We start from the raw sequence: 22,127 nt of genomic DNA on the forward strand, positions 1-22,127 counted from the left end.
ATGAAAATAACCATAAGATATAGCATTGTTTTTCTCCTTATGATAGGATGGATAACAACAACCCTAGCTCAAGAAGGCAGAATAGAAAGGGCAGATAAAAAGTACGATAGATTGGCTTATTTAGATGCTTCGGAAGTGTACTTAAAAGTAGCGGAATCGGGGTACAAATCCGAGGAGTTGTTTAAAAAACTGGGCAATACCTACTACTTTAATGCCAATTACCAGGATGCCTTAAAGTGGTACAAGGAATTGTTTGCTTACAATGCCAATATAGGAGAAGCGCATTACTACTTGCGTTATGCCCAGTCTTTAAAAGCTATGGGAGAGGACGAGACAGCAAAAACATGGTACAATGCCTATTTGCAAAAAGCAGGGCTTAATACCAAGGCTTCATCAAGATCGATAGAAGATTATCTAGACCTCATTGAAGAAAACTCTGGGCGCTATGAGCTTACCAGAGCCGAGATCAATACTGAAGGTATAGATTTTGGAACGGCCTTTTTAGGTAACGACAAAGTGGTATTCGCCTCTACAAAAGATACGGTGTCCTTGTTTAAACGCCGCAGCGCTTGGGACGGTTTGGCCTTTATGGATTTGTACGAGGCCACGAGGGGAGAAGACGGCTCCCTCAGCGACCCCGTAAAGCTCAAGGGAGACATCAACACAAGGCACCACGAAACCAGTGCTACGTTTAGTAAAGATGGTAATACCATGTATTTTACCAGAACAAATACCACTCCAAAGCATAAACGCCGCAATAACGAGACCAAGCATTTAAAGATTTACAGAGCCCATTTGGTAGATGGCAAATGGACCGATGTAGAAGATTTATCCATTAATGGCGATAACTACTCTAATGCGCATCCTACGTTAAGTGCAGATGGTAAGACATTGTACTTTGTGTCCGACATGCCACAAAGCTTGGGACAGACCGATATTTTTAAGGTAAGCGTAAATGCGGATGGGTCTCTCGGTAAGGTCATCAACCTTGGAGAATCTATAAATACTAAAGGGAGGGAGTCTTTTCCGTTTATCACTTCAGATAACGACTTGTACTTTTCTTCAGACGGACATTATGGTTTAGGGGGTTACGATGTGTACTATTCAAAAATGACCAATGAAGGGGCATTTAAGGATATTCTAAATGTTGGGAAGCCCATAAATTCATCATTTGATGATATCGCATTTGCCATAAAGGATAAGCTGGGCTACGTTAGTTCAAACAGGTCTGGCGGAGATGGTTACGATGATATCTACAGATTTGTAGAGACCAAAGCGATTAAGACCTTATTAAAACGTAAAATAGAAGGAAAAGTAACGGATCGTGTTACTGGAGCACCTTTGGTAAATGCCTCTGTGATTTTGCTCGACGAAAATGATAATGCGATTACAACCGTTAAGACCGATAGAAATGGCGACTATAATCTTGAAGCCGATCGTGACTCAGATTTTAGATTACGGTTTATAAAACCAGAATATGAAACCGACGAATCGTTTTCGCGCAGAGATAAGGATATCGATATTGTTGATATAGCGCTGAAGCCAGAACCAACAATAGACAATAGCGCAACCGAAACGGGTCTTCCAGACCTCGCGCCACTTCTTAACATTATCATTTATTTCGATTTAGACAAGGCTATTATAAAACAAGAAAGTTACGCTGATTTAGAAAAATTAGTAGTGGCCATGAAGCAGTATCCTAGCCTTAAAATAGATATTAGATCACATACAGATAGTAGGGGTAATGACGCTTACAATATGAGATTGTCGGATCGTAGGGCAAAGGCAACCTTAGATCATTTGGTGAAGCGCGGTATATCACGAAGTCGCTTAACGGCAAAAGGCTATGGGGAAACACAATTGATTAACAGATGCGCAAATGGTGTTGCGTGTAGTGATGAAGATCATAGAAAAAATAGAAGAAGTGAGTTTGTCATTATAACACAATAATGCAGTGCTATAGAAATGAACGAGAAAAAAATTATGGACAACAAGTACAGAGAATATGATATGAAAGAATAAAATATAACATACAGCCTTCTTATTGATGTATTACTGAAATTCTTAATATGTTAAAGTGTAGTATAAGATAGCAGAATTAAGGTTAAACTCCATATATACTTCATTAGATAATAGATATAAGATTAATAGCAAAGACGTAATAATGGATATATAGAGGGCTGTTTTTAATGTGTAATAGTCATAGAACATCAACATATATAGCAAGTGAGAGAATTTATGAAAATATAAAGATGAATAATATAATTAAAAGAGTTCTGAGTTTTAAAGGAGTAGTTTGGCTCATTATCATAGTTATAGCTTCTTTTTTAATGTTCATCATCTGTACGGCAATTTTTGTGTAAAGCAACATCAAAGATGAACTAAAGTAAGATTCTTACTTTACTCAGTATGCTTTTATTAAGATACTTAATACAGCTTCTTGCTAAAGAAATTTGTTTGGAATAGCCAACTAATGGTTTTTTCAATGTCCTAGCCCTAGTTTCTTTAAGAGTATTGCTATTAAATGCTCTATTAGACATTATCTGCATTTAAAAGAATGATGTCTTGTAGAATATGAAAAAAGACAGTGAACATGATTTATTGACTACGATTGCTGCAGATTGTGGTAAACAACTTGTAAGCCTCAGTATGGATGAGGTATCAAAGCTTTTGGGCCAGGCATACAATGATTATAATTCCAATATCTGGAGGTATAAGCTGCCGCACAAAACCTTTTGGTCTAAAAAATATCTGTATCTCACCTTTAAGGATAAAAAAGTCATTGACTGTGAGTTTGTAAGATGGCGTAAGTATAAGAAGTACGGATTATAATATATAATAACCCCAAATATAGATGGAAGAAAAAATAAAATTTTCAAAAGTTGAAACCTACTTTTTACAACTACTGGCTCATAATTGTGATTTTAATACCATATCTGATTTTTTAGAAATGGATAAATCCAATCTTAGATTATTGTATGATGTTATTACTGTAAAAACAAGTAAAAAAAATACTTATGATTTAATGAAATTGGCATTTAAGAATCAAGTTTTAAAAAAATACGACTATCTAGATAGCATTATTAAAAAAGAAGCCAGTACTGTTGCAGCATTAATATTGAGTCATATAAAGACTAATGTATACGATTCTGGTTATCTCAAAAAGATGATTAGTAGCTTTATTGTAAATTCTGAGAGCAAAATGCTACAAAAACATTCTCAGTTTTTGAATAGAAATCGTATCACCGACGGGGACATAAAACTAGTTAATGAAAAGTATAAGCGATTTAATAATCGTAAAATTGTAGATGAAGACTTAGCGATGTTTAAGTCATCCCTTAATTTAATTAGGCCAGAAGGAATAGTTCTAAGAAAACTAAAGGCTAATTGTTGGTACAATGCATTAAGAAAAGTATTTCAAATGAAAATGCTAAATACAAATGATTTTGATAGTATAGATCTACAAATAGAAGTAGAGAAAATAGCAAATAATATTAATAATAGAGTTCATCAAAAACTTTATAGAAAAAAGGAAAAGGTATTTTATATATATATAGAACTTCTAAATCTGTATATGGATATAGAATATAAGATGTTGTTTGAAAAGAAAGTGTACTCTTAAAAACATTAAGTAAGTTTTTTTGATTTCAAGTAGCTCTGTAATGAATGTAATGACTCAAAGAGCTATATGGTTAAACTTTGTATTTAGGATAGAGGAAACCATATTTAAATTCACAATACCAACAGAAAAAAAGCCGTAAGTGCAAAAGTGGCGTGCTTTGAATAACTAATCAGATGGAAAAAAAATATGAGTATCAGGCTTGCTTATATGCTTTAGTCGGAATAATGCTATGCATAGCCTGCTTAATAATCTTTAAATAAGGTTATGATACTTTTTTCTGAGTGCTTTGAGCATTACCTTGGTCATAGCATCCAAATCAAAACGATGCTGCCAATTCCAATCCCTTCGGGCTACCGAATCATCTATGGAAGATGGCCAGCTATCTGCAATGGCTTGTCTAAAATCGGGTTGGTAAGTCATCGTAAAATCAGGTAAATGCGCTTTTATACTTTCGTAAATCTGTTTTGGTGTAAAGGAAATGGCTGCCAAGTTATATGAGGATCTAATGGTTAAATCCTCACTAGGAGCGTCCATTAAATCTATAGTAGCCTTAATGGCATCGTCCATAAACATCATAGGTAAATTTGTGTTTTCAGAAAGAAAGCACTCATATTTACCAGTCTTAATGGCTTCGTGATAGATTTCTACAGCATAGTCTGTAGTACCTCCTCCTGGCATAGCTTTATGGCTTATAATACCTGGATAACGAAGACCCCTTACATCAACACCGTATTTCTTATAATAGTACTCGCACCAGCGTTCCCCGACTTGCTTGGTGATTCCGTATACCGTTGTAGGCTCGCAAATGGTGTGTTGAGGTGTAAGTTCTCTTGGTGTTGTTGGCCCAAAAACAGCAATACTACTAGGCCAATACACCTTCTTAATTGTACCACCCTTGGCCAGATTAAGTACATGAAATAATGAATTCATATTAAGGTCCCAAGCTTCCATAGGGTACTTTTCGCCTGTAGCACTTAATAAAGCAGCCATTAAATAAATAGTATCTATGTTATAGTGTTTGCAACAGTCTTTTATGGCGTTAAAGTTTTTGGCATCAATAATTTCAAACGGACCAGAGTTAACCAAATCCAATTTTCTGGTATTTATGTCACTGGCAATCACGTTTTCTATACCATTGATCTCTCTAAGTTTAGTGGTAAGCTCAGAGCCAATTTGTCCACAGGCTCCAATAATTAAAATTCTAGAAGGCATATCGTTTAATTATAGCATCATCAAAAATAACAAGAATTTAGCCTCATAAAAATTAAATTTTTCAAAAAAAAGGTCTTATTTCTACAGATTTAGCAATCTTTGTTTTTTATATACTAAGAGCTCAAAATAATAGTTTAAGTATATTTACAATCCAAATTATAGATACGAATGAAAATAAGACTCTTTTGTCTAAATATCTTTTTTATACTTTTGATGGGTTGTGGTGGTGATAAGGAGGCATCAGGGACAACAGATAAAGAAACCACAAGTCAAAAAATAGCTATTACCGAAAAGACTATCAGTGGGTTTGAATTTACAGATTACGCATTGAGTGCCAATGGAGAAAAAGTTGTTGCCAATTGGGATAAATACCAAGAGTTGGCTATACAGGTTAGCTATTTAAGAAAAGCAGATCTGTCATTTTTTAATGGTGATAAAGCACTTTTGAAAGGGTTTATAGACACCTTAAAGCTTAGAATCCCGGACACACTGCAAACAAACCCTGTAGTATCTAGAACCACAATCGTAGAAACAACACTTCTAAGGTTAAACGAAAACCTAACTTTAGATAATATTTCTGATAGCCTTAAGTTACAAAGTGTAAAAGAAGTTTTGGTAGCTTTTTCCAATCTCAACTACCAAATCAATAAAAAAATAGAGAAGGATATTTATGATCAGATTAAGTCAGAATATTAGAGACATTCTATCTTAAAGTTTTGTTAAGTTGTAACAAATGGTCTGTTTAATCGGTCTTATTAGTAATATTTTTAATTCGAATTAACTAAAACCAAATGATGAAAACCAATCTTAGTCGCGTTCTAGCGATATCGGGTTTGGCTTTCTTTACTATTGTAGGATGTAAAGATGAAGCCAAAAAGGACACTGCAATGGCAGAAGAAAAAATTCCAGGGATTATATTGGAAAACATGGACACAAGTGTAAGTCCAAAAGAAGATTTTTACAAATACGTTAACGGTAAATGGATGGAAACCAATACGATACCAGACGACGAATCGCGTTGGGGAGGTTTTGGTGTACTCCGTAAATCTACAAATAAAGATGTATTGGATATTTTAAAGACATCAAAAGAGTTAGGCACTTATACAGAAGGATCTGACCAGCAAAAAGCACTTTTGATTTTTGAATCTGAATTAGATACCGTAGCTCGTGATGAAGAAGGAATAAAACCACTACTACCATTATTGGATAAAATAAATGGCATTTCAAACCTTAATGATATGCAAACTGTTTTTGCAACAACATTAGGTGTGGGTGCACCATTTGCAGGGATTGGTGCCAATCCAGATCTTAACGACAGCAGTATGAACATAGCTTGGTTGTTTCCGGGCGGATTGGGATTGCAGCGTGATTATTATTTAGATCAGGATGAAAAAACAAAAGAAATTAGAACCAAGTACGTTGCGCATATCGCAAGAATGTTGCAGTACATTAATTATTCTGAAGCTGATGCTAAAGCGGCTGCAGATAAAATATTGGCTTTAGAAACTCAATTGGCAGAACCAAGACTAGACAAAGTAGCCAGTAGAGACATAAGAAACTTTAACAACCCGACTTCTGTTACAGATTTACAGGCAATGGCACCAGCAATTAATTGGCAGAAGCTAATGGATGATATGGGCATAGATAAAAAGATTGATACTTTACTTGTGATGCAACCAAAGTATATGAAAGCCATGGATGCCTTCTTAAAGTCTACTCCTATTGAGGATATTAAAACACTAATGGTCTGGAATACTCTAGACAATGCAGCAGGGTACTTAACTACCGAAATCGAAAAGGCAAATTGGGAGTTTTATGGAAAAACACTTAATGGTTCTAAGAAAATGCGCCCAGCAGACGAGCGCGCACTTAGTACCGTAGATGGTAGTGTAGGCGAAGCTGTAGGGCAACTTTATGTGCAAGCAAAATTTCCACCTGAGGCTAAAGAAAAAGCTGAAAAAATGATAGCCAATGTTATTAGAGCTTTTCAAGCACGTATTACTAAATTAGACTGGATGAGCGAAACTACTAAAGAAAAAGCTATAGAAAAGTTAGACAAGATGACTGTAAAAATAGCTTATCCGGACGAATGGGAAGATTACTCTGAGCTACAGGTAAAAGAAGGGAATTCTTATGCGGAGAACATGCTTGCTGTTGGTGCATGGGCGAAAAAGAAGAACTTGAGTGAGATAAACGAACCAGTTGATAAGACTGAATGGGGAATGCCACCACAAATGGTTAATGCCTATTTTAATCCATTAAACAATGAGATTGTTTTTCCTGCCGCAATTTTGCAACCACCTTTCTATAACTATACGGCCGATGAAGCTGTAAATTACGGTGGAATTGGAGCTGTAATTGGTCATGAAATTTCCCATGCGTTTGATGATTCAGGAGCACGATTTGATGCAGATGGTAATGTTAGAAATTGGTGGACACCTGAAGATTTAGAAGAATTTGGAAAAAGAGGTAAAGCTCTTGCTGATCAATATTCTGCAATTGAAGTGTTAGATAGTGTTTATGTCAATGGACCTTTTACCTTAGGTGAGAATATCGGTGACTTAGGTGGTGTATTAGGTGCTTATGACGGTTTGCAATTGTACTTTGAAGAAAATGGAAGGCCAGAAGATATTGATGGATTTACCGCAGAGCAGCGTTTCTTTATGTCTTGGGCAACGGTATGGCGAACATTAATAAGAGACGAGGCCTTGAGAACACAAATTAATACAGATCCACATTCACCCGGACATATTAGAGCAACGCAACCACTAAAGAATGTTGATGCGTTTTATGAAGCATTTGATATCAAGGAAGGAGATGCGATGTATATGGCGCCAGAAGACCGTGTAAGGATTTGGTAAATGAAGTTTAAAACAAAATAAAAAATGCTGTCATTTTAGACAGCATTTTTTATTTGTGTAATATTTTAAAACTAATTCTTTTTATTTTCAGCAGCTGCTTTTTGCGCTTTTTGGCTTTCTAAAGCTTGTCTGCTTACCTTGGCAAGGTTAAAATTTGGGTCAATAGCTAAGGCATCGTTCATTAGTTTTATGGATGCATCAATATTGGCCGTTTTATTTTCCGAGAATGTCAATAGGCCTTTTAAATATAACAAGGCAGCCTTCATGGATGTTTCGTAAGGTTGTTGGGTTTCATAAAAAGCACGTTTCATATCGTCCTTTACGTTGGTTAAACCGTATTCTATATTGGCTTTGGCGCCGGCCAAATCATTAACCTGAATTTTCATATCGGCCATTTCATAGGCTAAATACACATTGGGAGTGCGTTGAAACAATACCTCATAATGCTCTAAAGCTAGTTTTGGCTGATTGAGATTTTTAAGTGATAAGGCTTTAACTTCCACATTCATATCAGAGTCGGTAGCATTTTTTTCTACTCCTATAGTATTTAGTGCTTGCATATATTTACCTTCGGATAGGTATAAATAAGCCAATGTATCTTTTCGTGCTACTGAAGGCTCTAAAAGATTTAAGTGTGTAATGGCATTGATTATACCTTGAACATCACCTTGTTTTTTCATTTGCTTGTAATAAGCTTCGTAGTGCGTTTTCAGTTCTGCATTGGTCTGTGCAAAAACACTTACCGATAATAGCATAATAACTGCAATTGTAATCTGTTTCATTAATTCTAAATTTTAAAGGCCAAATCTATAAAAATTAAAGGGATTAGGTCTAAAAAAATTATTAATTTCTATAGGCCTTGTTTATACTTATAACTCAAAAGTTGTTCCAATTTTGAACTGTCAATAATTTTTCCTGTACTCGTTTTAGATAAATCAAACTTAGGCAAATCTAAACGATGCGCTTTGCAGTAAGCCAAATAATAGTCCTTTTTCATAGGATGTTTAGGATAAACTGCATTTAGAATAAGATTCCAAGCGTTATTTTTTATGAGTGTCGAGAGGATCTCTATACAATCTTCTTTATGAATAAGATTTATTGGAGCTTCAGGATTTAGAACATTTTGTTTTCCCGAAAGATATTTGGCAGGGTGCCTTTGGGCATCAAAAAGACCTCCGAAACGAACAATGGTGGTGTTGAAAAATGGGTTGTCTTGAAGCATGTTTTCAATTTCGATAAGTTGTTTTGCACTATTTGAAATACCATTGGGGAGGGTACGATGCCCAATTACCGGAAAATGCATTTCGTCCTTAAATACAGAAGTTGAGCTTACGTAGAGTACATTTGGTATGTTTTGTTCTTCTATAGCTGCAATTAACTGCCGTATTTCGGCAACATGATTTTTTGATGGATTTTTTCTCAGACCTGGAGGAATATTAATGATGACGATGTCACTGCCAGATAAGAAGTCTGTATAATTTCCGTAAATCCCTTTACTGTCTAAGCGAATCAAAAAACTATCAATAGATGCCTTGGTAAGTGTTTGGAGTTTTTCTTTTGAAGTGGTCGAACCTTTTATGTTATAGCCTTCGCCGATCAAAGCTGTGGCAAGGGGAAACCCCAACCAGCCACACCCCATTATGCTGACTTGTTTTTTCAAATGTCTTACGGAATTTAAGAGCCAAAAATACATAACATTAGCTTAAGAGACTTTCATTTTGCTAAACAATTAATTTTCAGTAACTTTAAAATTCACTCTAAAAAATAAACGTTATGGGAATAAAAAGTTTTCAAGGGTCGCGAAAGCAACAACAAAACACTGCGCAACCAATAGCACTAAAAGTAAAAGACTATATGACAACTAATCTTATAACGTTTAGACCAGATCAATCTGTACAGGAAGTCGTTGAGTCGTTAATAAAATATAAGATTTCTGGTGGGCCAGTGGTTAATGAAAAGCAAGAATTGGTAGGGATAATCTCTGAAGGGGATTGCTTAAAACAACTTAGTGAAAGTCGTTACTATAATATGCCATTAGAGCACGATAATGTAGAAAAACGTATGGCAAGAAACGTTGAAACTATAGATGGTAATATGGATGTCTTTGATGCTGCAAATAAGTTTCTTAATTCCAAAAGAAGGCGTTTCCCTATTGTAGAAAAAGGTAAACTGGTAGGCCAGATAAGCCAAAAAGATATTTTAAAAGCTGCTTTACAGCTAAAAGGCGTCAACTGGAATAGCAAGACCAAAGGTTAATCATCTCGTTTTACCAAAGCATAATAATCACCTTCTAATGGTAGGTATCCTTGGTCATAAATAAAATAGTAAGTGTTACCTGTTTTAGTCGTGTAGATACTAGTAAAGTAATTGAAATCGAATCCCTTTTCAATTAATCTAGCTCTAGAACATTTAATCTTTTTGCTAGGATTCAAAGCTTCTAAAATCCTATAATTTTTTCGTAAGCGGTTATTTATATTCCTTATAAGATTTTTGGAGTCTTTATTAATGCGATTATTGTAGGTGTTTCTACAGCCATCACTACAGAATTTTTTATCGATCCTGCCTATAATTCTATCACCGCATTCTGGACATTGTCTTTGCATCATAATTAATTAAGGATTGAAATATAGGCCATCCAAGGACCAACCTCGGTTTTGTATTGCTTGGCCATAACACGACTTATTTGTGCTATGTGTGCTAGATCGTGAGTGACCCAGGTAGCTAACAGTTGCGATAGGTTGACTTCTCCCAACTCTGGGTGTATACCTTTAAGCTGTAGCTGTGTTTTAGATAAATTTAGTGCTTTTAGCGTCTGGAGGTTGACTTGTCTTAGAGCGCTAAACTCATCGAGTAATTGTGCCATGGATTTTCCTTTAGAGTTTTCAAATTGCGCAAACCTGTTAAAAGGCGTAAAGGTTTTGTTTTTAGAATTACCCAATATAACTTTTAGTCTAGGAATCCAATCCGTTTTTTCACCATGGATAAGATGGCCAACGATATCGTAAGGGCTCCAGGTATCTTCACCTTCGTTATTGTAGAGCCATTGGTCTGATAAATGCCCTAAAAAAGACTTCAGGGTTCTTGGGGTCTGTTCTAAAACTTCTAGAGCATCTGTAAGATTATACTTCATAAAATACAAGGTACAAAATATAAGTTTAGAAACATTTACAGCGACTTTAAGATAATAAGGGTGTTGGTGTCGTTTACGTTTTCATAAACATCGACCTTGTAAATCTTTGTTTTGAGATACCCGATAAGTTGCTGAATGTTTTCATTTTTAGAGTCCTTAACTGCTGCATTAAAAATGATATCTCCTCTTGAGGACTTTAAGCGGAGTAAAAAGTCCCAAAATGTTTCTGACAAAAATTGGTCAGGTACTGACAAATCAATAAATACATCTACAATAATTAAGTCATATTGCTCTTTGTTTGTCTTAACAAAACTATAGGCATCCGTACAATGAATGTGTAGATGTTCGTCTTCTGAAATCCCAAATTCAGTACTGGCTATATCAACGATTACGGGATCAATCTCTATTGCGGTAATAGATTTGTTGTACTTAAAGTCTTTTCTTAGGGTTTCAACAACACTACCGCCTCCCATGCCCAAAATAAGAATGGAGTTAACCTTTTTTAATTTTGTTTGTTCAATTCCGAATTTTAAGATTTTCTGGAGCGACCCATAACTATAGTTAGCGTTTTTTGAATTGAGATATTTTTTACCGTTATGCCATGTTATCTCTAAGATACCACTGTATTTAGACGCTATTGTTTTAGTCATGGGATAGATGTAGCTAAGAAGCTGCGTAGGTTTCACTTTGTTTCCGATTTAGCTATTTAGTTCTAATACATTCTTTTCTGTCTATATCTAAATTTTAATTCTTAAGATAATTTATGGAAAGCTACAAAATATATTAATATTTTTCTTACATTTACAACGTAAATAGTAATTAAGGGATTTACTTTTTACTTTTATTTCTTGTTTGACTTTTAATCCCCCTATTAATAACAAATGATCAATAGCACCCATTATGGGTGCTTTTTTTCTACTTTAAGTTTTTTTGTGCATTTAAAAAGATATTTTGAAGCTGTTTAAAAATGTAAGTATAAACCGTAAAGATCTTGTGCTTTACTTTTTAAAGACAAACAAAACTTTGAATCTGTGAGAACAGAACCTTTTTTAAGGGTTTTGTTGGTTATAGTGTTATTTTTTTTGTTTGCGTTTAGATGCGTAAGGTTTTGTTTCGTCTAAAAATATAGCTTCATTTAAGATGTCTTTTATAAGGTCTAATGGTGCTTGTTTTAGATCAGAAATCTCGATACTTCTTAGTTGTTTTCGTCCGTTGCTTTTTAAAATACCTTGACTGTTTGATAATTCGTTACCTCTCATAAATGCTAGTTCAACCTTTTCATTCTCTATAGGTTTTAAATAGCAAATCCAACTGTTTTTGTAATAGCAAGGGTTTTTGAAAGTTATCTTAGCTGTTAGTAGAAAATCTGTTGTTAGCATCTTATGAAAAAACAATATTATTTCTCTTTGGGTATGGTTAAATTGATATATTAGGTCTTCAACTTCGGTCATTTTTTTAGTAAGTGGTTTGGAATATGATGTATTGCGTTTGCACTAAGTTAGCAAATAAGTCGTAGAGGTCTTTTCGGAAACGAAAGAAATTTCGCCAATAAAAACTGAATCTTAAGTTTAGGATGGGAATTTTCGAATAATGAGCAATATAGAATGTTTGACGAAATTAGTTCTCTTTTCTTATATCCGCTAATGTAATGGTGAGTTTATTTTTTGTTGTTTGACTTCAATTTCTTTTCCGATGTCAAATCCTAGTTCTCTTAGCCAATTTCCTTCAAGTCTAATTGCGGGTACGGCGTGTTCATTATTCCGAATACGAGATGTGAATAATTTATAGATATTCGGTATAGTGAACACGAAAGAATTAAAATATTTTCAAAAATTAGGTGCTAAAATCAAGCAATTAAGAGAAGAAAAGGGGATTGATCAAAAGTCCTTTGCTTTTGACTGTGAGATTGGTAGAACTCAATTGTACATGATTGAAAATGGAAGAACCAATCCGCGTTTACTTACATTAATGAAAATAGCTAATGGATTAGATATTTCTATTGAAGAGCTTTTGAAAATAGTTTGATTCATAGTCTTCTGACTTAAAGTGCTATCGGCACCTCTTTACTAATAGACTTTTTTGGTAAGGGAAGAAATCCCATAGATATTCCCAGAAGTGATCCCTTCCTACCAAAGGGTAAGCGAGAACAGCGATATTACTATTCAGTCCGTTGGTTAATCTTATTGATATATACTTTGTGGTAAAAGACATAAGAACCTATTAGTAAGGTGAGTGCTATAATAGGTCCGAGAAAATACCCATCGTTAAGTGCTATGTGCGATTCTAAGGCTAGTAGAAAGTTGAAAAAAAATCCGGCATAAGCCCATTCTTTAAGAAATTTAATTCTATTGCTTATTATGGCTATCAGGCCTAGTATTTTGGCAATTGCAAGAGGAATTACAATTCGGCCGTTGTACCCTAATGTCTCGAAATTCGATTTAAATGTTTCTAAGTCTAATATATACCTAACAACCGATGTAATCATCAAAGCAGATAATAAGATCGTAAAAATCCAGTAAATTGTTTTATTTGATGTTTTCATTTTTAATGTTTTGTTTATACAAATATCTACAGTATTTATATACTTTTGTCATTAAGTAACAAAAAGTAATAGTAACATTAAGGTAACTAAGTGACTTATTATGGCAGAAGACAAGGAAGAAATAAAGGCTTGCATGTACAAGGTTCGTGCAATTGCTTATACAATGTATGTATTAGGAGGAAAATGGAAGATGCATATTTTAGTGGCACTTTATTTTGGTGGCAAGCGCTATTCTGATTTGCTAGATGTTGTAGAAGGGATTTCTGGAAAGATGTTGAGTAGAGAGTTAAAAGAGATGGAAACTAACTTACTTATAAGAAGAATTGTTTTAGATACAAGGCCAATATCGGTACGGTACGAATTGACTGAGTATTGCGAAAATCTTGTGCCTGTTATTAGCAATCTTGCTGATTGGGGACTTGCCCATCGGAAAGAAATTCGTAAAAAGGCTGGTGCTTGATTCATAGAAAACGGAACGACTTAAACATTTTTAGTCGTTTTAACCAACAGTTGATAACCTTATAATACCCTCTTACTTAACGTATTGAATAGCTCTAGTTATCTATTTTTGCCAATCTTTTCTCGATCCATCTCACCATAGGAGATTTTTTCATTTTGGCTATTTTTAATGATCTATTGTAAGTGTCCTTTGCCTTTTCTATATCTCCGCTTTTTTCATAAGCCTCAGCTAAAAAATTGAGTACCATAATGTCTTTTGGATGTAATTCTTCTAAATAGCTCAGCATAGAAATGGCATCATCGTATTTCGCTTCTCTAGTTAAGTTTCTGGCTGCCGATGCAATAGGTCGAACCCTTGGAAGAATATTTGTGTTGTATTGACGGTTTACTTCACGGATTGTTTTTTTAATCTCATTAAAATCAAAATCATTGTAGAGACTCTCCAAATGGATAAAGGGACCAAATACATACTTTAACCCTTTGATTATTGAATAGGGTAACACGCTTATATGATTTTCCATAGGGTATCTGTCGAAAATGGAATTTTTACTTCCAGATACTTTTTCAAGTGAATCAAAAAGTTTAAGACTTAATGAGTCTTTGCCAGAGCGTGAATAATAAACAGGAACTTGATCAATAATTTTTGGATTGTTTTTTAATCTTTTAATCACTTCACTATCATTCCACCAAACACTTGGATCAACAAGAATGGCAGACGAAAAACTTTTTGGATTTTCAAGTAGCATGTTTAATCCAAAGCTTCCACCAAAAGAATGTCCTATCAAGAGTTTGTATGTGCTAGAGGTTTTAGAAGTGGAGATATATGGAAAAAGTTCATCACTAATGAATTTTTGAAAATTCGAGGCACCACCCGTCTTAAAGTGGACCTCTTCTAACGACTTTGTAGAAAAGTCATATTCACGATCATAATCATAATTATTAATTCCTACCAAGTTGAGGTCTGGCAATACATCAGCTCTAACCAAATTTGAAATCAATCCTACTACTAACAAGAAATTTTCCCTGCCATCGAGTAGATATATTGTAGGGAAATCGTTAGTATCGTCGATATTCCCCTTTGTTGAAAAAATTAGAATTTCGCGATCTTGATTAAGGATTTCGGAATGAATAGTGGTCACTTTGATATTTTCTGAAACAGGATTCTGCCCACATACCTTACCACTGCATAATACAAGGACTAGTAGCAGTAGATAATGTTTAACTGTTGCCTTCATTGTTTTTTGCTATTTAGATTGTTTAATTAGTGACTAAAGATTAAATCTTACTTTGCTTATCCTTATTCTAAATTCGGCTTGTAGCAGACCTTTACCCAGACTAGATCATTGCATCAATGATTGAGTATTTTCAAAATAACAATACGTAAGCATTGTTAATGGACTAATCACCGAGATATTGTTGTAAAATATCATCAGATTATGTTTTTGGGGAAAACTTCAAAAAATCCTACTTTATTGATTAACGAATAATTATTGCTAAATGTATAGTTTATAAGCCTTAAAGCATTATTAATATGAATAAACCGATCTTTAAAAGTTAAAGGTTATTCTTTTTTTGAAGAAATTAATTTCAAATATTGCTTTTCTAAATTCACTATACTTTATTGAATACCATTTTTACTTGTGTCTTGTTGTGTATAGATGCCGGAATTTACCACCAAGTTAGCGATAAGCACTTGGAACGTTATTTGGATGAATATAGCGCACGTTTCAATACGCGTTCATTGGATAGCCAACAGCGTTTTGAAAAGTTTTTGGTGGATAGCGAGAGCACTCTGCCATGTAAGTTATTAACGGCTGAATAATAGTAAGCCGTTTTTATCATTGATAATTATTATTTTTATGCATGGCTCCACAACCAAAGGATTTTTTAAATAGATATATAGAAATAGCTGCAATTTCTTTCTTTATGGGGCTATCTATGGGTATTATGGGTACAAGCAAGTTAGTTCCTATTGTAATATCATGTTTTATTGGCTTAGTATATACTTTACATCTTTTCAATCCCTACGTTGGAGATGACGACAATATTACACCGCAATTTATATTTGCAATACCTTCAATTATCATTGCACTTATAGTTTCTTGGTTTGGCTGGTCTATATTTGGTTAGTCATTTATTATGTAAATTTGTGTTATGAGTAAAAAAGACAAAAAGCCAGTCGAGAAAGACGATAGCTTAAAGATAAAAGGCACTTTGGACGACGTTCTAAAGGTATCCGTTCCTCGACCGAAAGAGGATAAAAAGGAAGGCTAGATTCATGAATAAATTAGAGCGACGGCTAAAAGGGTATTATAAATACAAAAAGCGTTTGAAGAACTACAATCTTACAGGCACAGTTCAACATGCTTTAAGAACAACTGGAAAGCCATGTAGCTGTTTTATGTGTAGTCCAGGCAAGACAGAAGAAAAACCAAAATATAAAGCCTCAAACAACAAAGACCATCATTCTATTATTTACTGATGGTAGAGGAGTTCTCAATATTAGACGAATTGGGAATGAATTAACAAGTTCATTGACTGCAATAGTTTAGTTAGACCTTGGATGGTCGGCAAGAGCCCAAATAGCTTTACCGAATTAGTGGTACTGCATTACTTGAATCGATTGGCTTACGTACTTCAAAAAAAATGGATAATCCCATATCCCAAACTATACTTATTGGTATAAACTTATATATAGTTCCCTTTTAACCAAGACTATATCCGATTGCAAACGACTACAAACATTTACAAACGAATTTAAACGAGTAACTACCGACTAACATTTGTAGGCCTTTGCATCTTTGCCATGTCGAATTAGTAGTTGCATTGTATACAGTCTAATGTTATTAAAATTTGACATCACTTAAAAGATCCTGAAGCATCCCACAGTTATCGGGACAGGATATAGTATTAACTGTTTAACCTGTCTGCCGACAAAGGCAGGCATTAAAATTTAAAACACATGAACACATTAAGAAACAAAGTACAGTTGATTGGCAACCTAGGTAATGACCCAGAAATCATTAATTTAGAATCGGGCAAAACCTTGGCAAGATTTTCTATAGCAACCAATGAGAGCTATAAAAATGCACAAGGCGAACGTGTCACCGATACCCAATGGCACAACATTGTGGCTTGGGGCAAAACAGCTGAGATTATAGAAAAATTTATTACAAAAGGCAAGGAAGTGGCCATAGAAGGAAAACTCACCACGCGCACTTGGGAAGATAAAGATGGAATTAAACGTTACACCACAGAAGTAATGGTAAATGAACTTTTGATGTTGGGGAAATAAAAAGAAAACTGCCATATGGCAGTTTTTTTTGAAATATTCATATTATGATAAAAACCCTTAACAGAGACTATTTTTTTGTTCCCGTCATCAAATAATCTTCTAACTCTGAGACTTTATTAATTGCAGTATTACTATTGCCAAAGAAAGCGAATCCGAATTTCTTTTTTGGAAATAGCTTTTCAGAAACTTTATAGATACTTAAGGCAACTATAGTTGATATAATCAGGGCGAACAGAGTCCTTACGCCAATTTTAAGATTTTGAAAACCAAGTGGTTATAGGTTAAATATAATTAAAACACTATAAGTGTTGAATATAAATGGATGTGATTTTTTAAAAATTTCAAGCATTAATAGCTCATCTTGTTTTTTATCTTTAGATTTAGTTGTTTTATCTTGTCCAATAATTCCTTTCCTCTAAGGTTCTTTGCTATAATTATACCCTCCTTATCGATAAGCACTGAGGATGGAAATCCTTGAATTCTATATGTATCTACTATTTTGTTTTTAGGGTTAGAAATAATGATAGGCCAAAGGAGACCTTTTTTTTTCAAGAATTTGGCAAGCGCATCGGGCCTGTCTTCTGCGATCCCTAAAAATTCGATCTCGGACCTTTCCGAACTTAAAAATGCTTTTTCTAAATTTGGGATATCCTCAAGACAGGGCTTGCACCAAGTTCCCCAAAAGTCTATAAAAACGTACTTACCTCTGTAATCGGATAAGCGGATATCGTTATTGGTGCCGAATTCTTTTTCCACAATAGGATTAGCGTAAAATCCAACCTGATTTGAGTACAAAAGTGTATCTTTTGGCATTTTCCTTAATCGTAATATTTGATCTACGGGATCTACTTCCAAGAATTGAAAAACTTGGCTGTCTACTTTTAAAAATTGATTTTTATGGACATTTTTGTTCTTTTCAGAACCTAGATTATCATCAGTATCAAATATATCTATTGTGGCATTCTTGTACGTTAGATTGATAAAGCCGGAGTTAATTGAGATTTTTTTGCCCAAAAGCTTAGCCTCTGCATGCTCATGGATTGTGTACGACAACCGCCCTTTTTGGTCAATGAAGAATAGCATGGGAACTGTTGTTTCTTTGATTTTGTCAGTTTTTGCATATTGATACTCTACTTCATGAATATAACTAGGGTCAATATCTTTTTGTTGTTGCCAATCAACCAATTTAATGGGTTTCATTGTTGGGTTATTGGAGAAATCCAAATCATTATCCGCATCAAGTATATATTCTAATTGATTTCCATCGGATTTATTTATGGCGATATGGACAAAACATTTTAGGTTTTCGTCATAAAAAGTGTTAGAGTTTTCCGAGTCGATCTTCCACATCACCTTGAGTTGATCAAAGAAAACACTATCTATCTTACCTTCATTAAAGTTTTGAAATGCAAACTGATGTGGATTTAAAAGAATGCGCAAAACTATGGCATTGTCCCATGTATCGGGAATTCCGGTTGTAGTAATTATAGTATTGTACCATGGACTCCTGTTGCTTATTTCCCTAAGGAACAATCTTCCGTGCCTAGGGTTGTATGCATCATAGGGGTTATAGCTTCCAAAGCCTTTAGTGAAACCAAACGGCAACTCAATAATTTCATTATCCTTAAATTGCGAATCAGATCTGCAAGAAAATAAGGCTAAGAGTATAATTATAAAAACCGGTGCAAGTAGTTTTTGTATTTTCATTTTTTTAGAGGTTTTCCATTTTTATCAACTAAATCGCCATTGCTATTATAATATGTTCTTTTGCCATTTTTTTCAAGATAATAATAGCGTTCATTGTTAATAATTATAACTTTTACCTTGGGTTTGTCATTAGAACTGGTTTTTAAAGACGGTAAAAAGCGTTTTTTATCCGTATTGCTATTCTTTGGTTTAGAACTCTTTTTCACAGAGGAGATGCTATCTTGAGAAGGGACAGGGTTACTGGTTTTGTTTTTAGTATTAATAACAGTTACAGCTTCTGTTGCAGCCTCGGATTGAGACAAATTGCCTGTTAAATCATCGGTTGCCAAACCATTTGGATGTTGCATGGATGGTAAGAGAAAAGAAAATAATGGAATAGCCAATATGCTTATTACGATGTCTCGTCTTCTGTTTTTATTTGGCTTAATGTTTGTAATGCCCAAAATATGATTAATTCTATTTCCCAAATCAGAATTATCGATATTTAATACCAACTCTGACACTCTCTTTTCGTTTATCTGCGAAGCGATAATAAGAAAAGACTCTATCAGGGATGATTTAGATTGCGTTACCTTTACAGCATATTCATCGCATAGATTTTCAGAAAGATGATGTAGCTTTTTTGTTATAATGAAAACTAAGGGTTGAAAAAACAAACAGCATTTTAAGAGATTGTATACCATGGCTTTCTGAGGGTCAAAACGTTTTAAGTGGGCCAATTCATGGCTTATTACATTTTTTAATTGCTTTTTGTCTAAAAGCTCATTTAGGTTTTCGGGAATAAATATCTTATTAAGACCGGTTGCAAACGGGTTTGAGATGTACTTATTGCGCACTATTTTTATGGATCTTCTTATTTTCAGTTTAGATTTTACTTCTAATAAAATTGAAACAAGGCCTTCGTCATTTTTACAATTAAAATTTTTGATTTTCAGAAAAAAGGTTCTTCGTTTAACATATAATCTCGAGAACCAAAAAAGACTTATCAATAACCAAATAGGTGCTATTATATAGGACAAATTAATCGTATTAACCTTTTGTGCCGTATGGCTTTGTAAGTTACTCTCAGTTATATGATTTGGAAACCGTTCATATACAAAATTATTGACATTAATTAATTCGTGCTGAAAGAAATACTGAAAAGCTGTGGTTAAGATTGGAAGAAATAGTGCCAATAACAAAAAGATCTCATTTCTAGATTTATTCTTTGAATACTTGATTACAGTCTGGACTATAACAAAATATATTATGGTACTATGTACCAAATAGGTTAAAATTAATAGACAAAAGTCTCCAGCTATTATTTCCATTTTCCTTGTTTTTTAAGCATTATGATTTTTTTTTGTAATAGATCAATTTCCTCGGAGGTTAACATGTCTTCATCGATTAAGTGATTTACAATATCAAAACTTTTACCTTTATAAAATTGATCCGTAATTTTAGAGAGCATCGATCTTTTAACTTTCAATTCGTCGATCAGAGCACTATAGATGTACTTTTTTCCAAGGGATTTGTGAGTAACCGCGCCTTTGCTCTCTAGCCTTCTTAAAATTGTGCCTATTGTGGTAATTGCAAGATGACGATTACGTTTTTTAAAAATGGATTGAATCTCCGTAACCGTAATATCTGGATTTTCCCAAATAATTTGCATTACTTCTAGTTGTAAAGTGTCTATTTTCATTTTATTTACAATTAATACTACAAGTGTAGTAGAACAAACATACTACATATGTAGTAAAATTCCAAAAAAAATATTTTTTTGTCTTATAAGGTTCTAAAAACAAGAATCAAATGAGTTCAATATCGGGATAGGGTTACCAATATTCTTTTCTTGGATGCGGAAAAATGGTAAAAGCTTCGGCGGTATTGGGCATTAAATTTTTAATTAAATACAGTTTGGTGCCAAATTAAGTACTGTCCAAAAAACTTATTTAGGAACATCTAGTGTTTCATTGGTTCCAACGACCTCACTTTTGCTAGAGAATTTGATTCTGAATTAAGGGTTTGCCTATCTAATGATTTTGTACAGAGTGGCACATGTTTTAGAGCGAGGCGAAAAAGTAAACTACAAGTCAATACACAATATTGTAGCTTGGGGCAAAACAGCTGAGATTGTAGAAAAATTTATTACAAAAGGCAAGGAAGTGGCCATAGGAGGGAAACTCACCACTAGGTCGTGGGAGGATAAAGATGGCATAAAGCGCTATACTACCGAAGTGGTTTGTAATGAGCTACTAATGTTGAGTAAATAATATCGCTATATTTTGAATTAAAATTAGGCAGGTTTCTAGCCTGCCTAAACTATTGAAACCCCCTTAAAGTAAAATTTTTCAAGTCCCCTTAACATAGAAAACTTAATCATTCTCTGTAACAGAAGTTACTAATATTGACAACTATAGGTTTTAATTTAGCCAAATCAATTAAAGCTTTAATGAACCTAGTATTTAAGCTATTAAACATACTTTATTTGGTCAGTAATATTCTAATCAATGTACTAAATATTAAATACTACGGATGTTTTGAAATTTTCTGAACTAATTCGCAATAGCATAATTGTACTAATTGATTTTAGGCATTGACAAAACACAAGCAAATGATAGAAGAATTTAAAACGAGTTATAGACAACATTTTGAAGAGACTCTAATTAATGAAATAATCGAGGTTGGAATCTTCAAAGAAGTAAATGAGGGACATAAATTGATTGATATTGGGGAATATTTAAGAGGAATGCCACTCTTAATATCGGGTGCCATAAAAATATTACGAGAGGATAGCGATGATGGGGAACTACTACTATACTATTTAGAAAGAGGGGACACCTGCTCAATGACGATGACTTGTTGTATGGGAAATACTAAAAGTGAAATACGAGCAATTGCAGAAATGGACACTAAAATTGTATTAGTCCCTATTCAAAAAATGGAATTATGGATTGCTAAATACAAAAGTTGGAGAAATTTTGTTTTTGAAAGCTATCACAATAGACTCAATGAATTACTCCATACTTTGGATAGTATAGCATTTAATGCAATGGATCAGCGTTTACTCGATTACATCAAAGAAAAAAGAAGAATTGTCAAAAACGACATCATCAAAAATACTCATCAAGAAATAGCTTACGATTTAAACTCATCAAGAGTGGTTATTTCTAGATTATTGAAAAAACTAGAACGACTAGGTCATGTTGATCTTCACAGAAATTATATAAAGGTCCTTAATTTATAATACTTTGAAAAGGATAATAATAGACTGTCGGCTTATAGTTTCACCCCAATAATATGTAACCTATGTTACTGCC

24 protein-coding genes and 1 pseudogene are annotated in these 22,127 nt (G+C 34.0%); 12 read left to right on the forward strand and 13 right to left on the reverse strand.

Annotated features, from left to right (window positions below; genetic code table 11):
- From Q0972_RS05350 to Q0972_RS05360, 3 genes are all read left to right on the forward strand, one after another.
- Positions 1-1,950: an OmpA family protein gene (locus Q0972_RS05350; RefSeq protein WP_299363536.1), complete on the forward strand. Its 1,950-nt coding sequence runs from the start codon at positions 1-3 to the stop codon at positions 1,948-1,950.
- A 624-nt stretch (positions 1,951-2,574) separates the two neighbouring features.
- A complete protein-coding gene (locus Q0972_RS05355; RefSeq protein WP_299363538.1) occupies positions 2,575-2,832 on the forward strand; it encodes a hypothetical protein in 258 nt (85 codons plus the stop codon).
- A 22-nt stretch (positions 2,833-2,854) separates the two neighbouring features.
- On the forward strand, positions 2,855-3,622 hold the full coding sequence (locus tag Q0972_RS05360; RefSeq protein ID WP_299363541.1) for a hypothetical protein: 768 nt from the start codon (positions 2,855-2,857) through the stop codon (positions 3,620-3,622).
- A 252-nt stretch (positions 3,623-3,874) separates the two neighbouring features.
- Here the strand turns inward: Q0972_RS05360 and Q0972_RS05365 are convergent, their stop codons facing one another.
- On the reverse strand, positions 3,875-4,834 hold the full coding sequence (locus Q0972_RS05365; RefSeq protein ID WP_299363543.1) for an NAD-dependent epimerase/dehydratase family protein: 960 nt from the start codon (positions 4,832-4,834) through the stop codon (positions 3,875-3,877).
- A gap of 168 nt (positions 4,835-5,002) precedes the next feature.
- On the opposite strand from Q0972_RS05365, the gene Q0972_RS05370 reads away from it, so the two are divergent.
- Positions 5,003-5,530 carry a hypothetical protein gene (locus tag Q0972_RS05370; RefSeq protein WP_299363546.1) on the forward strand — a complete coding sequence of 176 codons (528 nt, stop codon included), beginning with the start codon at positions 5,003-5,005 and terminating at the stop codon, positions 5,528-5,530.
- Between the two features lie 98 nt (positions 5,531-5,628).
- A complete protein-coding gene (locus Q0972_RS05375; protein WP_299363638.1) occupies positions 5,629-7,695 on the forward strand; it encodes a M13 family metallopeptidase in 2,067 nt (688 codons plus the stop codon).
- Positions 7,696-7,766: 71 nt separating this feature from the next.
- On the opposite strand, the gene Q0972_RS05380 is transcribed toward Q0972_RS05375, so the two are convergent.
- Both Q0972_RS05380 and Q0972_RS05385 read right to left on the reverse strand, forming a co-directional pair.
- Positions 7,767-8,477 carry a hypothetical protein gene (locus Q0972_RS05380; RefSeq protein ID WP_299363549.1) on the reverse strand — a complete coding sequence of 237 codons (711 nt, stop codon included), beginning with the start codon at positions 8,475-8,477 and terminating at the stop codon, positions 7,767-7,769.
- Between the two features lie 68 nt (positions 8,478-8,545).
- Complete coding sequence (locus tag Q0972_RS05385) at positions 8,546-9,355, reverse strand: NAD(P)H-binding protein (RefSeq protein ID WP_299363552.1); 810 nt, start codon at positions 9,353-9,355, stop codon at positions 8,546-8,548.
- 113 nt (positions 9,356-9,468) lie between these two features.
- Between Q0972_RS05385 and Q0972_RS05390 the strand changes: the two genes are divergently transcribed.
- Positions 9,469-9,951, forward strand: coding sequence for a CBS domain-containing protein (locus Q0972_RS05390; RefSeq protein WP_299363554.1), 483 nt, complete (start codon positions 9,469-9,471; stop codon positions 9,949-9,951).
- Here the strand turns inward: Q0972_RS05390 and Q0972_RS05395 are convergent.
- From Q0972_RS05395 to Q0972_RS17910, 5 genes are all read right to left on the reverse strand, one after another.
- A complete protein-coding gene (locus tag Q0972_RS05395; RefSeq protein ID WP_299363640.1) occupies positions 9,948-10,298 on the reverse strand; it encodes a hypothetical protein in 351 nt (116 codons plus the stop codon). The genes Q0972_RS05390 and Q0972_RS05395 overlap by 4 nt on opposite strands.
- A 5-nt stretch (positions 10,299-10,303) precedes the next feature.
- Positions 10,304-10,825 (reverse strand): DinB family protein, encoded by a 522-nt coding sequence (locus Q0972_RS05400; RefSeq protein WP_299363556.1) that lies wholly within the window; start codon positions 10,823-10,825, stop codon positions 10,304-10,306.
- Positions 10,826-10,860: 35 nt separating this feature from the next.
- Positions 10,861-11,475, reverse strand: coding sequence for a spermidine synthase (locus Q0972_RS05405; RefSeq protein WP_299363558.1), 615 nt, complete (start codon positions 11,473-11,475; stop codon positions 10,861-10,863).
- 423 nt (positions 11,476-11,898) lie between these two features.
- Positions 11,899-12,276 carry a DUF1801 domain-containing protein gene (locus Q0972_RS05410; protein ID WP_299363559.1) on the reverse strand — a complete coding sequence of 126 codons (378 nt, stop codon included), beginning with the start codon at positions 12,274-12,276 and terminating at the stop codon, positions 11,899-11,901.
- Positions 12,277-12,465: 189 nt separating this feature from the next.
- A complete protein-coding gene (locus tag Q0972_RS17910; protein ID WP_367182392.1) occupies positions 12,466-12,633 on the reverse strand; it encodes a SymE family type I addiction module toxin in 168 nt (55 codons plus the stop codon).
- Between Q0972_RS17910 and Q0972_RS05415 the strand changes: the two genes are divergently transcribed.
- Positions 12,626-12,850, forward strand: coding sequence for a helix-turn-helix transcriptional regulator (locus tag Q0972_RS05415; RefSeq protein WP_299363561.1), 225 nt, complete (start codon positions 12,626-12,628; stop codon positions 12,848-12,850). The two genes, Q0972_RS17910 and Q0972_RS05415, sit on opposite strands and share 8 nt — an antisense overlap.
- 133 nt (positions 12,851-12,983) lie before the next feature.
- Here Q0972_RS05415 and Q0972_RS05420 read toward each other — a convergent pair whose 3' ends face one another.
- Positions 12,984-13,367 (reverse strand): DoxX family protein, encoded by a 384-nt coding sequence (locus Q0972_RS05420; protein WP_299363563.1) that lies wholly within the window; start codon positions 13,365-13,367, stop codon positions 12,984-12,986.
- Between the two features lie 100 nt (positions 13,368-13,467).
- On the opposite strand from Q0972_RS05420, the gene Q0972_RS05425 reads away from it, so the two are divergent.
- On the forward strand, positions 13,468-13,827 hold the full coding sequence (locus Q0972_RS05425; protein WP_299363564.1) for a helix-turn-helix domain-containing protein: 360 nt from the start codon (positions 13,468-13,470) through the stop codon (positions 13,825-13,827).
- Positions 13,828-13,921: 94 nt separating this feature from the next.
- On the opposite strand, the gene Q0972_RS05430 is transcribed toward Q0972_RS05425, so the two are convergent.
- A complete protein-coding gene (locus tag Q0972_RS05430; RefSeq protein WP_299363565.1) occupies positions 13,922-15,061 on the reverse strand; it encodes an alpha/beta hydrolase-fold protein in 1,140 nt (379 codons plus the stop codon).
- 628 nt (positions 15,062-15,689) lie between these two features.
- Between Q0972_RS05430 and Q0972_RS05435 the strand changes: the two genes are divergently transcribed.
- Together Q0972_RS05435 and Q0972_RS05440 are read left to right on the forward strand one after the other, a co-directional pair.
- On the forward strand, positions 15,690-15,956 hold the full coding sequence (locus Q0972_RS05435; RefSeq protein ID WP_299363567.1) for a hypothetical protein: 267 nt from the start codon (positions 15,690-15,692) through the stop codon (positions 15,954-15,956).
- An 832-nt stretch (positions 15,957-16,788) separates the two neighbouring features.
- Entirely contained in the window at positions 16,789-17,121 is a 333-nt protein-coding gene (locus tag Q0972_RS05440; protein ID WP_299363569.1) for a single-stranded DNA-binding protein, read from the forward strand.
- A 348-nt stretch (positions 17,122-17,469) separates the two neighbouring features.
- Here the strand turns inward: Q0972_RS05440 and Q0972_RS05445 are convergent, their stop codons facing one another.
- Genes Q0972_RS05445 through Q0972_RS05455 form a run of 3 tightly spaced genes read right to left on the reverse strand, consistent with a single transcriptional unit; the run spans position 17,470 to position 20,509 of the window.
- Entirely contained in the window at positions 17,470-18,828 is a 1,359-nt protein-coding gene (locus Q0972_RS05445; protein WP_299363571.1) for a TlpA disulfide reductase family protein, read from the reverse strand.
- The gene (locus Q0972_RS05450; protein WP_299363573.1) at positions 18,825-20,138 is read right to left on the reverse strand and encodes a M56 family metallopeptidase; all 1,314 of its coding nucleotides are present in this window, start codon (positions 20,136-20,138) and stop codon (positions 18,825-18,827) included. The genes Q0972_RS05445 and Q0972_RS05450 overlap by 4 nt, the downstream gene beginning before the upstream one ends.
- The gene (locus Q0972_RS05455) at positions 20,129-20,509 is read right to left on the reverse strand and encodes a BlaI/MecI/CopY family transcriptional regulator (protein WP_299363574.1); all 381 of its coding nucleotides are present in this window, start codon (positions 20,507-20,509) and stop codon (positions 20,129-20,131) included. Before Q0972_RS05455 ends, Q0972_RS05450 begins: the two co-directional genes overlap by 10 nt.
- Before the next feature lie 367 nt (positions 20,510-20,876).
- Here Q0972_RS05455 and Q0972_RS05460 point away from each other — a divergent pair.
- Together Q0972_RS05460 and Q0972_RS05465 are read left to right on the forward strand one after the other, a co-directional pair.
- A pseudogene (locus Q0972_RS05460) lies at positions 20,877-21,080 on the forward strand (single-stranded DNA-binding protein); the annotation flags it as partial.
- 341 nt (positions 21,081-21,421) lie between these two features.
- Positions 21,422-22,054, forward strand: a complete 633-nt coding sequence (locus tag Q0972_RS05465) for a Crp/Fnr family transcriptional regulator (RefSeq protein WP_299363576.1) — start codon at positions 21,422-21,424, stop codon at positions 22,052-22,054.
- Positions 22,055-22,127 lie beyond the last annotated feature (73 nt).

The sequence above is a fragment of the Winogradskyella sp. genome, from assembly GCF_028282165.1.
GTDB lineage: Bacteria > Bacteroidota > Bacteroidia > Flavobacteriales > Flavobacteriaceae > Winogradskyella.

Coding starts and splice junctions, on each gene's coding strand:
- Q0972_RS05420 (WP_299363563.1), bottom strand. CDS start 13,367: ATGAAAACATCAAATAAAACAATTTACTGGATTTTTACGATCTTATTA.
- Q0972_RS05365 (WP_299363543.1), bottom strand. CDS start 4,834: ATGCCTTCTAGAATTTTAATTATTGGAGCCTGTGGACAAATTGGCTCT.
- Q0972_RS05455 (WP_299363574.1), bottom strand. CDS start 20,509: ATGAAAATAGACACTTTACAACTAGAAGTAATGCAAATTATTTGGGAA.
- Q0972_RS05355 (WP_299363538.1), top strand. CDS start 2,575: ATGAAAAAAGACAGTGAACATGATTTATTGACTACGATTGCTGCAGAT.
- Q0972_RS05370 (WP_299363546.1), top strand. CDS start 5,003: ATGAAAATAAGACTCTTTTGTCTAAATATCTTTTTTATACTTTTGATG.
- Q0972_RS05440 (WP_299363569.1), top strand. CDS start 16,789: ATGAACACATTAAGAAACAAAGTACAGTTGATTGGCAACCTAGGTAAT.
- Q0972_RS05380 (WP_299363549.1), bottom strand. CDS start 8,477: ATGAAACAGATTACAATTGCAGTTATTATGCTATTATCGGTAAGTGTT.
- Q0972_RS05450 (WP_299363573.1), bottom strand. CDS start 20,138: ATGGAAATAATAGCTGGAGACTTTTGTCTATTAATTTTAACCTATTTG.
- Q0972_RS05465 (WP_299363576.1), top strand. CDS start 21,422: ATGATAGAAGAATTTAAAACGAGTTATAGACAACATTTTGAAGAGACT.
- Q0972_RS05425 (WP_299363564.1), top strand. CDS start 13,468: ATGGCAGAAGACAAGGAAGAAATAAAGGCTTGCATGTACAAGGTTCGT.
- Q0972_RS05375 (WP_299363638.1), top strand. CDS start 5,629: ATGAAAACCAATCTTAGTCGCGTTCTAGCGATATCGGGTTTGGCTTTC.
- Q0972_RS05410 (WP_299363559.1), bottom strand. CDS start 12,276: ATGACCGAAGTTGAAGACCTAATATATCAATTTAACCATACCCAAAGA.
- Q0972_RS05390 (WP_299363554.1), top strand. CDS start 9,469: ATGGGAATAAAAAGTTTTCAAGGGTCGCGAAAGCAACAACAAAACACT.
- Q0972_RS05400 (WP_299363556.1), bottom strand. CDS start 10,825: ATGAAGTATAATCTTACAGATGCTCTAGAAGTTTTAGAACAGACCCCA.
- Q0972_RS05435 (WP_299363567.1), top strand. CDS start 15,690: ATGGCTCCACAACCAAAGGATTTTTTAAATAGATATATAGAAATAGCT.
- Q0972_RS05430 (WP_299363565.1), bottom strand. CDS start 15,061: ATGAAGGCAACAGTTAAACATTATCTACTGCTACTAGTCCTTGTATTA.
- Q0972_RS05350 (WP_299363536.1), top strand. CDS start 1: ATGAAAATAACCATAAGATATAGCATTGTTTTTCTCCTTATGATAGGA.
- Q0972_RS05405 (WP_299363558.1), bottom strand. CDS start 11,475: ATGACTAAAACAATAGCGTCTAAATACAGTGGTATCTTAGAGATAACA.
- Q0972_RS05445 (WP_299363571.1), bottom strand. CDS start 18,828: ATGAAAATACAAAAACTACTTGCACCGGTTTTTATAATTATACTCTTA.
- Q0972_RS05360 (WP_299363541.1), top strand. CDS start 2,855: ATGGAAGAAAAAATAAAATTTTCAAAAGTTGAAACCTACTTTTTACAA.
- Q0972_RS05395 (WP_299363640.1), bottom strand. CDS start 10,298: ATGCAAAGACAATGTCCAGAATGCGGTGATAGAATTATAGGCAGGATC.